The organism is Vibrio sp. OY15 (genome assembly GCF_000742455.1).
Lineage (GTDB): Bacteria > Pseudomonadota > Gammaproteobacteria > Enterobacterales > Vibrionaceae > Vibrio > Vibrio alginolyticus.
Window position 1 is genome coordinate 70,234 of record NZ_JPIL01000010.1, and the last position, 12,095, is coordinate 82,328.

The window sequence follows — 12,095 nt, forward strand, 5'->3', positions numbered from 1 at the left end:
TACCCCTTACGCTTGTTCTTTCTTACACATTGGGAAGCCAAGAGCTTCACGCGATGCGTAGTATGCTTCTGCAACTGCTTTCGTCAGGTTGCGGATGCGTAGGATGTAACGTTGGCGTTCAGTTACTGAGATCGCTTTACGTGCGTCTAGTAGGTTGAATGCGTGACCGGCTTTTAGAATGCGCTCGTAAGCAGGTAGTGGCAGTGGCTTTTCAAGCTCAAGCAGCTCTTTACACTCTTTCTCGCACTGTTCGAAGAAACCAAATAGGAATTCCACGTCTGCGTGCTCGAAGTTGTAAGTCGATTGCTCTACTTCATTTTGGTGGAAGATATCACCGTAAGTCACTTTGCTGCCATCTGGTGCGATGTTCCAAACTAGGTCGTAAACAGAGTCTACTTCTTGGATGTACATTGCTAGACGTTCGATACCGTAAGTGATCTCACCAGTTACTGGCTTACACTCAAGACCACCAACTTGCTGGAAGTAAGTAAACTGGGTCACTTCCATGCCGTTTAGCCAAACTTCCCAGCCTAGACCCCATGCGCCTAGTGTTGGGTTTTCCCAGTTGTCTTCTACGAAACGGATGTCGTGTACAAGAGGGTCAATACCAAGAACTTCAAGGGAGCCAAGGTACAACTCTTGAATATTGTCAGGCGATGGTTTTAGCGCTACTTGGAATTGGTAGTAGTGCTGAAGACGGTTAGGGTTTTCACCGTAACGGCCATCAGTAGGACGACGTGAAGGTTGTACGTAAGCTGTCGACATTGGCTCTGGGCCAAGCGCTCGTAGACAGGTCATTGGGTGAGAGGTACCCGCACCCACTTCCATATCTAGCGGTTGAACAATGGTACAACCATTTTGAGCCCAATAATCCTGCAGCGCGAGGATCATTCCCTGGAAGGTTTTGATATCGTATTTTTGCATAAGTCAGGTTCGCGCGATTCTCTTGTTACTCGTTAATTCGTCATCTATGCCGAGTTTTTCAACTCTAACAACGGCGATAAAGAGTAATTACGGTTGAATAAATTAACAATCTAGTATAACCAGATATTGAGCATGGGAGTAGAGCTAATCTTGATTAATTCGTGGGCGATTTTCTCCTTTAATGAATTTTTACCGCGTTATCTGCTGTATTTTTCCTAAAAGGGAGTTTTTGCCTGCTTTGGCTCTTGAGAAGCGCAACAAAGGTGGCTAGAATTGCGCCTGTCTTTGGGGAGTAGCTTACCTGATGAAGTTTCTGTTTCATCTGGTTCGTCCGTCAACATAATTGGTGCAAAATCACCATGGCGTTCGAGACTTGAAGCCTTTCAAGTTTAGCAAGACCTTAGACAAATCATCACGAACCGGGGTAGGGGCGTGAGGTTTGTCTTCGGTTAAAAATAATAATCCCTGCCCCAATGAGCATGTCGTGAGCGTTTTAGCTATTTCAATTACTACTGTAGCGTTAGCAGAAATTGGCGATAAGACCCAATTGCTATCTCTATTACTCGCAAGTCGTTACCGAAAACCAATCCCAATTATTGCAGCAATCTTTTTGGCAACTATTGCCAACCACGCTTTGGCTGCATGGTTAGGTGTGGTTGTCGCAGACTATCTATCACCTGAGATTTTAAAGTGGGTGCTGGTGGTCAGTTTTGTCGCGATGGCGGCTTGGGTTCTGATCCCGGACAAACTGGATGATGACGAACAGATTTCTAATCGAGGCCCATTTATTGCCAGCTTTATCGCGTTCTTCGTTGCGGAGATAGGCGATAAAACTCAGATCGCCACTTCCATCTTAGGGGCGCAATACGCGGATGCGTTAAGTTTGGTGATTATCGGTACCACAATCGGTATGCTGCTGGCGAATGTTCCTGTGGTCCTGATTGGTAAATTGTCGGCCGACAAGATGCCTTTAGGGCTGATCCGTAAAATCACCGCATTTTTGTTTATTGCTCTGGCAATAGGGGCTGCACTGTTCTGATTTTTTGCACGTGAAATGATGTGAGTTATCAATCATTAGTGGCGTGCTGCGCGAGTTCAAACTCTGACTCTAAATCGTTCCGTTGCGTGACGGATGACATATAAGTGTCATACTTGTCATGGTAGTTTAATGGTGTGAATGATAGCGAGAGGGCAAGTTTATGCTTACACGTTACATGGGGATGTCCCCGAAGAGTCAGAGTTATTTATTCACTTTTGGTTTAGCGCTGTGTTTACTAGCGATGGTGCTAACTGATATGTGGTTACCGATTGTAGCAGGATCGTTCGTTCTTACTGGATTGACAGTAGAAGCGTGGATTCGTGTCGCTCACATCATTCCTATGCATGAAGAGATGCGGGCAATGAAGAAACAACTTAACAAGCTCCAATCAGAAGTTCGCACACTCGAATACGACGAATAAACAAACGGCAGCCAATATTGGCTGCCGTTTTTAGTTCGACCAGATTATTCCAATCCTTTCTTGATCAGGTACTGATACGGAACTTGCTCCGTTTGTGCCGCAACTAATTGGTGGTCCATAAAGCGGCAGAAACTCGGAATGTCTCGAGTTGTGGATGGATCGTCTGCTTTGACCAGCAAAATCTCACCATCTTGCATGTTGCGAATTGTCTTCCTGACCATCATCACTGGCTCTGGGCAGCGCAGTCCTTGCGCCTCTAATGTCTTGTTTGCCAGTTCAGGATTAAAGCTCATAGTGTGATTCTCGTAACTAACTGAGCGTTGAATTTTACTTTCGTTGAAAAAATATTCAATAACCACTTGGCAAACCGAATTTTTTGTTTTACCTTAAATTAACAATTTGGTAACAACTGGCAAGGGAGAGGCAATGTTAACAGCGTTAGACAGACTTACGATTTACTCAGTGCTGTGTTTTATCTCGTTTTGTGCATTGGTACTCAGGACGCCAGCTGACACCTCTTTGACGCCTCTAGTAGGCATGGTTGCCACTATTATTGGGATTTGGATCGAGATGCGCAGATGGTCTGGCGCATCTGAGCAAGAAAATTAGCGCTTCTTGCTTGGATCAGAATGCTTTTAATAACGCTCACCTATTTTTTACCGACACTTCATTCCGACACTATCCCCATTTTTCTTGGGCTTCCCCGCTGAAAGGCGGGATTTTTTTTGCCTAAAGAGTACAATTTACCCAAACACATACAAAATAAGTGGCTAATTCGTGGAACTGGAAGACATCTATCGCCGAGATTTAAATTTACTGGTTGCGTTGCGAGTACTGATAGAAGAAAACAGTGTCAGTAAGGCAGCAACACGTCTGAACTTGAGTCAATCGGCAATGAGTCGTGTGCTTGGTCGTCTGCGTGACTTATTGGGAGATCCGCTGTTTACTCGTCAGGGACAGCATTTGATCCCAACTCAGAAAGCGTTAGAGATCGATCGCTCATTGGGCGAGCCATTAGAGTCTTTACGTCAGTTGTTATCTCCGGTTGAGTTTGACCCATTGCAATGCGTACAGACTTTCAACATCGTGACCACCGACTATGCCATGCAAACGATCTTACCGTTCGCTTTGCCGAGAATTTACCAAGAAGCGCCAAACGTGTCTTTCAACTTCTTACCACTGCAACACGACCGTTTATCAGATCAGCTCACTTATGAAGGTGCAGACTTAGCGATTTGTCGCCCGACAGGCCCGGTGGAGCCTCTACGCAGTGAAGTGTTGGGGCGAGTGGGGGTGCTGTGTATGCTTTCAAAACAGCATCCATTAGCGGATAAAGAAATGAGCTTGGATGATTATCTGAGTCATCCACATGCCATGATCGCCATCAGTGATGGTGTTAAGGCACTGATCGAACAAGCTTTGATGGAGAAACCTAAGCGTAAAATGGTTCTGCGGGCTTATCATTTAGAAGCCGCATTGGCGATCATGGATACCTTGCCAATTATCATCACAGTACCAGCGGATTTGGCGTATCTGGTTGCCGAGCGTTATGACTTGGTGGTGAAACCATTACCATTCCAATTCACGCCGTTTGAATACTCGATGATTTGGCATGCGCGTTGCGAGCATTCTCCTGCTCAAGAATGGTTAAGAACGATTGTGCGTGAAGAGTGTAGCCGTCTGATAGCTAAACGTATCGAAGATATGGGACTGAACTGCTAACAAAAAAGAGCCAGCAATGCCGGCTCTTCGTCTATTTACACTGAGTCAGTATTTATAGCTTGATAACCACACGACCCGTTACTTGACCGTTGGTGATGTCTTCTGCATATTTCGGTGCTTCAGCAAGAGCAACTTCAGTACACGCTTGCTCGAAGTAGCTGTCTGGTAGTAGCTCGACCAGCTTTTCCCATGCAGCGATACGTTTCTCTGTTGGGCACATTACTGAGTCCACACCTTGTAGGCGAACATTACGTAGGATGAACGGCATCACTGTGGTTGGTAGATCAAAACCACCAGCAAGACCACAAGCTGCGACTGCACTGTTGTAATCCATTTGCGCCAATACTTTTGCTAGTACTTTGCTGCCTACAGTATCAACCGCACCTGCCCATACTTGCTTTTCAAGTGGACGTGCTGGTTCTTCAAATTCAGTACGGTCGATGATGCGGCTAGCACCTAGTTTTTCAAGTAGCGGGCCGTTTTTCTCTACACGACCTGTCACTGCAGCAACTTTGTAGCCAAGCTGTGCTAGAAGCGTTACTGCTACTGAGCCTACACCGCCACTTGCGCCAGTTACTAGGATTTCGCCATTTTCAGGTTTGATGCCTGCATCAAGCAGTGCTTGAACACACAGCATACCAGTGAAGCCAGCAGTACCAACCATCATTGCTTTCTTGCTGTCTAGACCTTTTGGTAGTGGTACTAGCCAATCCGCTTTTAGACGAGCACGCTGAGACATACCGCCCCAATGGTTTTCACCTACACCCCAACCAGTAAGAACAACTTTGTCACCAGCTTGGTAGCGGCCGTCTTCTGAGCTTACTACCGTACCTGCTAGGTCAATACCTGGCACCATCGGGAAGTTACGGATGATTTTACCTTTACCTGTGATCGCAAGACCGTCTTTGTAGTTTAACGATGAGTAATCAACGTCAATCAGAACGTCGCCTTCAGGCAGTTGTGTTTCATCGATTTGCTCGATGTTAGCGATAGTACGTTTGTCTTCTTGATTTAGAACTAGAGCATTAAACATAAGGTTCTCCGATTGTGCGGTAGCATGACTCTGGGTTACATGCAGCAAGATATCAACTGGTCTAAGTGTATGTCTTCTTTGTCTATGAATAAAATGAAACTTGAGCATTTAATGTATGCTCTTCATGCATGTTTGATGTAAAACAAAGGGCGACATCAATTGTCGCCCTTAAGTGTAATACTAAAAATTTTAGTACTAGTTCATTTGCTTATGATTGTTGGCTCGATCACTACAACAACGTCTTGAACTGTTATGGTCGTTCAAATACTGTCGCAATGCCCTGACCCAAACCGATACACATGGTGGCCAGACCGTATTTCGCGTCTTTCGCTTCCATTAGGTTGATCAACGTTGTTGAGATACGTGAACCAGAACAGCCTAGTGGATGACCCAATGCTATCGCACCACCGTTAAGGTTGACCTTCTCATCCATAACATCAAGCAGGCCTAAGTCTTTAGCACACGGCAGAGACTGCGCGGCAAATGCTTCGTTTAGCTCAACCACATCCATGTCTTCAATTGAAAGACCGGCACGCTTGAGCGCTTTTTTCGTCGCAGGTACAGGACCGTAACCCATAATAGAAGGATCGCAGCCCGCAATGGCCATGCCTTTAATACGTGCACGAATCTTCAAGCCAAGTTCATTAGCTTTCTCTTCACTCATGATCAACATCGCTGATGCACCATCGGACAGAGCCGATGATGTACCGGCTGTTACTGTACCGTTTGCAGGGTCGAACACTGGGCGAAGTTGAGATAGACCTTCAACGGATGTTTCAGGGCGAATCACTTCGTCGTAATCCAGAGTGAACAGTGTGCCGTCTGCTGCGTGGCCTTCAATTGGTAGAATTTCGTTTTTAAAACGACCCTCTACGGTTGCTGCGTGCGCACGAGCGTGAGAGCGAGCGGCAAACTCGTCTTGTTGCTCACGGCTAATGCCATGTAATTTACCAAGCATTTCAGCCGTTAAGCCCATCATGCCCGCAGCTTTTGCTACGTTCTTTGACATACCTGGGTGAAAGTCTACACCGTGGTTCATTGGCACATGCCCCATGTGCTCAACGCCACCAATTAGGCAGATTTCAGCATCGCCAGTCATGATGGCACGTGTACCATCGTGAAGCGCTTGCATTGATGAACCACACAAGCGGTTCACCGTCACGGCGCCAATTTCAATCGGCAGACCAGCAAGCAGCGCGGCATTACGTGCAACGTTAAAGCCTTGTTCTAGTGTTTGCTGTACACAGCCCCAGTAAATGTCTTCAATCTCGCTTGGGTTCACTTGTGGGTTACGCGCAAGAATGCCTTTCATTAGGCGCGCAGATAGATCTTCTGCTCGTGTATGACGGAAAGCACCACCTTTAGAGCGACCCATTGGAGTACGTAGACAATCGACTACGACAACATTTCTTGTTTGATTAGTCATTTTAGAATCCCTCCTTAGATAGAACCTTGCTGTTGTGCACCGTAAAAGCTTTCACCTTTCGCCGCCATATCAATCAGCATTTGCGGTACTTGGTACATCGCACCTAGCTCGGCGTGTTGTTTTGCCATTTCAACGTATTCAGCAATACCCACGCTGTCTAGATAGCGGAATACGCCACCGCGGAATGGAGGGAAACCAAGACCATAAACCAATGCCATATCTGCTTCCTGCGGAGTCGCGATGATGCCTTCTTGTAGGCACAGCACCACTTCGTTGATCATTGGAATCATCATACGTTGAATGATGGTCTGATCGTCAAAGTCCTGCTTATCGGCACAAACGTCAGCAAGTACCGGTAAGATCGCTTCGGAGAAGGCTTTCTTCGGCTTACCTTTTTTATCTATGGTGTAGCTGTAGAAGCCATTACCATTTTTCTGACCATATTTGTCTGCTTCGAACAGTGCATCAATCGCATCACGACCTTGTTTACCCATACGCTCAGGGAAACCGTCAGCCATCACAGCTTGTGCGTGGTGCGCGGTATCAATGCCGACTACGTCAAGCAAGTACGCCGGTCCCATCGGCCAGCCAAACTTACGCTCCATTACTTTGTCGATTTTCGTAAAGTCAGCACCATCACGAAGTAGCATGCTGAAGCCGCCAAAGTATGGGAACAATACGCGGTTAACGAAGAACCCTGGGCAGTCATTAACGACAATTGGTGATTTGCCCATTTTCGCAGCATACGCCACAACACGATTGATGGTTTCATCAGAGGTGTGCTCACCACGGATGATCTCAACAAGAGGCATACGATGCACTGGGTTGAAGAAGTGCATACCACAGAAGTTTTCTGGGCGTTTTAGTGATTTTGCCAATAGGTTGATAGGAATCGTCGAGGTGTTTGAGGTGATAACGGTGTCGTCACCGACATAGGACTCAACTTCACTCAAAACTGCTGCTTTTACTTTCGGGTTTTCAACGACAGCTTCAACAATCACATCAGAGTTTTCAATACCTGCGTAATGTAAGCTCGGTGTGATTGACGCTAAAATACCCGCCATCTTAAAGCCATCAATACGACCGCGAGATAAGCGTTTATTCAGCAGCTTAGATGCTTCAGTCATGCCTAGGTCGAGCGACGCTTGCGCGATGTCTTTCATTAAGACTGGCACACCTTTTAGCGCTGATTGGTAAGCAATGCCGCCACCCATGATACCTGCACCTAATACGGCTGCACGTTGCGTGTCTTTACTTGCTGACTTCGCTGCTTTTTTCGCAATGCCTTTGATGTATTGATCATTAAGGAATAGGCCAACGAGTGATTTTGCTTCTTCCGATTTAGCCAGTTTCACGAAGTGCTTACGTTCAATGTCTAACGCTTCATTACGTGCAAAGCGAGCACCTTCTTCAATCGTGATAACGGCTGTCATTGGGGCAGGGTAGTGAGGACCTGCTTTTTGTGCCACCAGCCCCTTCGCCATGGTGAAGCTCATCATTGATTCAAGCTTACTCAGCGTTAGCGGAGATGTTTTCTGTGCTCGGCGTGCTTGCCAGTCAAGTTTCTCGTTAATTGCAGAGTTAAGAGTTTGTAGTGCTGATTCGTATAAAGCATCAGTCTCGACAACAGCATCGAGTAAGCCAATTTTCAATGCTTCATCAGCTCGGCATGCTTTACCTTGGGTGATGATTTCCATTGCGCTGTCTGCGCCAATAACGCGAGGTAAGCGTACACAACCACCAAAGCCCGGCATGATTCCCAGTTTCGTTTCTGGTAGGCCGATGCTGGTGGTTTTGTCACCAATACGCATGTCTGTTGCTAGCACACATTCACAACCGCCACCAAGAGCGTGGCCTTTGATCACTGAGATGGTCGGAATGGGTAAGTCTTCTAATTTGTTAAAGATGCTATTAGCAAATTGCAGCCATTGGTCGAGCTCGGCATCCGTTTTAGCAAACAGACCTAAAAACTCGGTAATGTCTGCGCCTACAATGAATGCGTCTTTATCTGAAGTGAGCAACAACCCCTTGAGGCCTTGATGGGCAATGAGCGCATCAAGAGCTTTATCTAGCGATTCCAATGTCGCTAGGTCGAGTTTGTTGACGGATTTTGGAGAGCAGAAGCTTAGCTCTGCAATACCATCTTGTATTTCCTTTACCTGTAGGGTTTCGGCTTGGTAAATCATTGTCTATCTCCATGACATACAATCGTGGATTGTCTGTATACCTATTTCAACGACGCCGTGTACCTCGGCAAATAGGTATCGAGGAAGTCGTTTTATTTTTGTTCTGGTTTGACCAGTAAAGTTAGTTTGGATCGTGGATTGTCTAATTTCAATACATTTTTTAAACAAGTGTTTAACATTGTGCGCTGTGGCAGATCTTATGCGACGGGTAAATCACACTCGTGATAGACTTCAGGCAAATAGACATGAATCCATAATCCTATGAATGACAAGCCTTATCTGATTCCAGCAGAGCCCGCTCAATTTGAAGAAGAAATTAAAAAGAGCGTCTTCATTACTTATTTGGCACACACGCCAAGTATCGAAGCTGCAAAAGCATTTGTTGATCAAATCAAAGCTAAACACGCTGATGCTAGACATAACTGTTGGGGCTTTGTTGCTGGTCGACCAGAAGATTCGATGAAGTGGGGCTTTAGTGATGATGGAGAACCTTCAGGGACGGCAGGCAAACCAATCCTGGCGCAGCTGTCTGGATCTGGGGTGGGGGAGATCACGGCTGTGGTCACGCGATACTCTGGTGGAATCAAGTTAGGTACAGGCGGCTTGGTTAAAGCGTATGGGGGTGGGGTTCAACAAGCGCTCAAGCTGCTTCAAACTATTGAGAAAAAAATAACCACAAAGCTCAGACTAACGTTAGACTATGGGTTTATGCCGATCGCACAATCAATCATGCCGCAATTTGGTGCGATAGAAGTCGAGGCTGAATACAGCGATCAGGTCGTATTAGTGGTGGAAATTGAGCTTCGAGAAGTGAGCGCGTTTACCCAAGCAATCATCAATAAAAGCGGGGCAAAGGCAATTGTCACTCCGCTAGACGGACAATAATGAAAAACAGGAAGCAACAGGGACAGCTTCGCTAGTCAATTTATCCATGCAATTTCGTTCAATTATTCGAATCGTCGGGCTACTGCTCGCACTCTTTAGTGTCACTATGCTTGCGCCAGCACTCGTTGCGCTGATCTATCGAGATGGTGCTGGTGTGCCTTTTGTCACGACATTTTTTGTTCTGCTGTTTTGTGGGGCCGTTTGTTGGTACCCAAACCGCAGGTATAAGCACGAGCTTAAAGCTCGAGATGGCTTTCTTATTGTCGTCTTATTCTGGACAGTACTTGGCAGTGCAGGCTCGATCCCCTTTCTCATTGCTGACAATCCGAACGTCTCAGTGACAGATGCGTTTTTTGAATCGTTTTCTGCTCTCACGACGACCGGGGCGACCGTTATTGTTGGTTTGGATGAGTTACCTAAAGCGATTCTATTCTATCGACAGTTACTGCAGTGGTTCGGCGGTATGGGAATCATCGTATTAGCGGTGGCGATTTTGCCAGTACTTGGCATCGGTGGTATGCAGCTTTACCGCGCCGAGATCCCAGGTCCAGTCAAGGATACTAAAGTGACGCCGCGCATAGCAGAAACTGCTAAGGCGCTTTGGTACATCTATTTGAGTCTGACTATCGCCTGTGCTTCGGCTTTTTGGTTAGCTGGTATGACGCCATTTGATGCCATCAGTCACAGCTTTTCCACCATTGCCATTGGTGGCTTCTCTACCCACGATGCCAGCATCGGATACTTTGATAGTTACGCGATTAACCTGATTACGGTGGTTTTTCTGCTTATATCTGCATGTAATTACACACTGCACTTTGCTGCATTTGCATCAGGTGGCGTACATCCCAAGTATTACTGGAAAGATCCTGAGTTTCGCGCCTTCTTGTTTATTCAAGTGCTGCTATTTATCATTTGCTTTCTATTATTACTGAAACATCACTCTTACACATCGACATACGATGCTTTCGATCAGGCTCTGTTCCAAACCGTATCAATATCCACAACAGCGGGCTTTACGACAACAGGTTTTGCGGATTGGCCGCTCTTCTTACCTGTGCTGTTATTGTTCTCTTCCTTTATAGGTGGTTGTGCTGGTTCAACAGGCGGCGGCATGAAAGTGATCCGTATCCTGCTTCTTACCTTACAAGGTGCGCGTGAACTAAAACGTTTAGTCCATCCACGCGCGGTTTACACCATCAAAGTAGGTGGCAGTGCCCTACCGCAACGTGTTGTCGATGCGGTTTGGGGCTTCTTCTCCGCATACGCATTGGTATTTGTGGTTTGTATGTTGGGGTTGATTGCAACAGGAATGGATGAGCTCAGTGCGTTCTCGGCGGTGGCTGCGACTCTGAACAACCTCGGTCCTGGCTTGGGAGAAGTAGCGCTGCACTTTGGTGATGTTAACGACAAAGCAAAATGGGTATTGATAGTTTCTATGCTGTTTGGTCGTTTGGAAATCTTTACCTTACTTATTCTACTTACGCCGACGTTTTGGCGTAGCTAAGGGGAAATCGTGGCAAAAGCATTATTTCTATACTCTTCCCGCGAAGGGCAGACTAAAAAAATTCTCCACTATATAGATGAACAACTTCCAGACTTCGATTGTGAGCTGGTGGATTTACATAATGTCGAGACGATTGACTTCAGCCAATACGACAGAGTATTGATAGGCGCCTCTATTCGCTATGGCCATCTTAATAAAAAGCTATACCAGTTTATTGAGCGAAACCTCAATCAATTGGAGCAAAATAAAGTGGCATTTTTCTGCGTAAACCTAACCGCTCGTAAAGAGGACCAAGGAAAGGATACACCTGAAGGTAGTGCTTACATTCGCAAGTTCCTAATTAAGTCGCCTTGGAAACCAACGCTAATCGGTGTTTTTGCTGGTGCACTTTATTACCCACGTTACAGCTGGTTCGACAGAACTATGATTAGGTTCATTATGTCGATGACGGGTGGCGAAACTGATACGACCAAAGAGGTGGAGTACACCAATTGGGAAAAAGTGGCTCTTTTCGCAGATAAATTCAGAGAACTGTAGAAATAACGTGCTCTTTTGACCGCTTTTGATGCAAATTTATCCGAACGATAAAAAAATCAAAAAAAACGAGAAAAAGGGCTTGCCAATGTGATCGCAATCTCTATAATGCCACCTCGCTGACACGGCAACGCTTCGAAGCTTAAGTTTCGAAAGTAAGAAGCCAAGTTAGCAAGCCAAATTAGCCAAGCGGAAACGCTTGAAGAAAGTTTGAAAAAGTGATTGACACTAAACTTTAACTCGCTAAAATGGCCGTCCTGTTTTGAGCAAAGCTCAACAGGAAAGCTCTTTAACAATATAGACCTATCAATCTGTGTGGGCACTCGTTGATGATAATCCAATTAGAAGCTTCGGCTTCAAATTAGGTTTCAATGAAACGAAGTGACCATTGAATCGAAAGATTCAGCACAGTCAATTCAAA

The 12,095-nt window shown here is 46.0% G+C and carries 12 protein-coding genes; 7 read left to right on the plus strand and 5 right to left on the minus strand.

Annotated features, from left to right (window positions below):
- Nucleotides 1–6: 6 nt before the first annotated feature.
- The gene (gene glyQ / locus IJ23_RS14045; RefSeq protein WP_005383818.1) at nucleotides 7–924 is read right to left on the minus strand and encodes a glycine--tRNA ligase subunit alpha; all 918 of its coding nucleotides are present in this window, start codon (nucleotides 922–924) and stop codon (nucleotides 7–9) included.
- 484 nt (nucleotides 925–1,408) lie between these two features.
- Here glyQ and IJ23_RS14050 point away from each other — a divergent pair, with 484 nt between their 5' ends.
- Together IJ23_RS14050 and IJ23_RS14055 are read left to right on the plus strand one after the other, a co-directional pair.
- Nucleotides 1,409–1,963, plus strand: coding sequence for a TMEM165/GDT1 family protein (locus IJ23_RS14050; protein ID WP_005378877.1), 555 nt, complete (start codon nucleotides 1,409–1,411; stop codon nucleotides 1,961–1,963).
- A gap of 160 nt (nucleotides 1,964–2,123) precedes the next feature.
- Complete coding sequence (locus tag IJ23_RS14055; RefSeq protein WP_005378878.1) at nucleotides 2,124–2,384, plus strand: hypothetical protein; 261 nt, start codon at nucleotides 2,124–2,126, stop codon at nucleotides 2,382–2,384.
- Between the two features lie 44 nt (nucleotides 2,385–2,428).
- Here the strand turns inward: IJ23_RS14055 and tusA are convergent, their stop codons facing one another.
- Nucleotides 2,429–2,677: a sulfurtransferase TusA gene (gene tusA / locus IJ23_RS14060; protein ID WP_033906598.1), complete on the minus strand. Its 249-nt coding sequence runs from the start codon at nucleotides 2,675–2,677 to the stop codon at nucleotides 2,429–2,431.
- Between the two features lie 133 nt (nucleotides 2,678–2,810).
- On the opposite strand from tusA, the gene IJ23_RS14065 reads away from it, so the two are divergent.
- On the plus strand, nucleotides 2,811–2,993 hold the full coding sequence (locus IJ23_RS14065) for a hypothetical protein (RefSeq protein ID WP_005378880.1): 183 nt from the start codon (nucleotides 2,811–2,813) through the stop codon (nucleotides 2,991–2,993).
- Nucleotides 2,994–3,161: 168 nt separating this feature from the next.
- Nucleotides 3,162–4,106, plus strand: coding sequence for a LysR family transcriptional regulator (locus IJ23_RS14070; protein WP_005378881.1), 945 nt, complete (start codon nucleotides 3,162–3,164; stop codon nucleotides 4,104–4,106).
- A 52-nt stretch (nucleotides 4,107–4,158) separates the two neighbouring features.
- Here IJ23_RS14070 and acuI read toward each other — a convergent pair whose 3' ends face one another.
- From acuI to fadB, 3 genes are all read right to left on the minus strand, one after another.
- Complete coding sequence (gene acuI, locus IJ23_RS14075; RefSeq protein WP_033906594.1) at nucleotides 4,159–5,139, minus strand: acrylyl-CoA reductase (NADPH); 981 nt, start codon at nucleotides 5,137–5,139, stop codon at nucleotides 4,159–4,161.
- A gap of 250 nt (nucleotides 5,140–5,389) precedes the next feature.
- Nucleotides 5,390–6,565, minus strand: a complete 1,176-nt coding sequence (gene fadA, locus IJ23_RS14080; protein ID WP_006743176.1) for an acetyl-CoA C-acyltransferase FadA — start codon at nucleotides 6,563–6,565, stop codon at nucleotides 5,390–5,392.
- Nucleotides 6,566–6,579: 14 nt separating this feature from the next.
- Nucleotides 6,580–8,751 carry a fatty acid oxidation complex subunit alpha FadB gene (fadB, locus tag IJ23_RS14085; RefSeq protein ID WP_033906595.1) on the minus strand — a complete coding sequence of 724 codons (2,172 nt, stop codon included), beginning with the start codon at nucleotides 8,749–8,751 and terminating at the stop codon, nucleotides 6,580–6,582.
- A 261-nt stretch (nucleotides 8,752–9,012) separates the two neighbouring features.
- Between fadB and IJ23_RS14090 the strand changes: the two genes are divergently transcribed.
- The 3 genes from IJ23_RS14090 to hemG are packed head-to-tail and all read left to right on the plus strand — an operon-like array spanning nucleotide 9,013 to nucleotide 11,677.
- The gene (locus IJ23_RS14090; protein WP_005378891.1) at nucleotides 9,013–9,636 is read left to right on the plus strand and encodes a YigZ family protein; all 624 of its coding nucleotides are present in this window, start codon (nucleotides 9,013–9,015) and stop codon (nucleotides 9,634–9,636) included.
- Between the two features lie 46 nt (nucleotides 9,637–9,682).
- On the plus strand, nucleotides 9,683–11,140 hold the full coding sequence (locus IJ23_RS14095) for a TrkH family potassium uptake protein (protein WP_005378893.1): 1,458 nt from the start codon (nucleotides 9,683–9,685) through the stop codon (nucleotides 11,138–11,140).
- 9 nt (nucleotides 11,141–11,149) lie between these two features.
- Nucleotides 11,150–11,677 (plus strand): menaquinone-dependent protoporphyrinogen IX dehydrogenase, encoded by a 528-nt coding sequence (gene hemG / locus IJ23_RS14100; protein WP_005378894.1) that lies wholly within the window; start codon nucleotides 11,150–11,152, stop codon nucleotides 11,675–11,677.
- The last annotated feature ends 418 nt before the right edge of the window (nucleotides 11,678–12,095 follow it).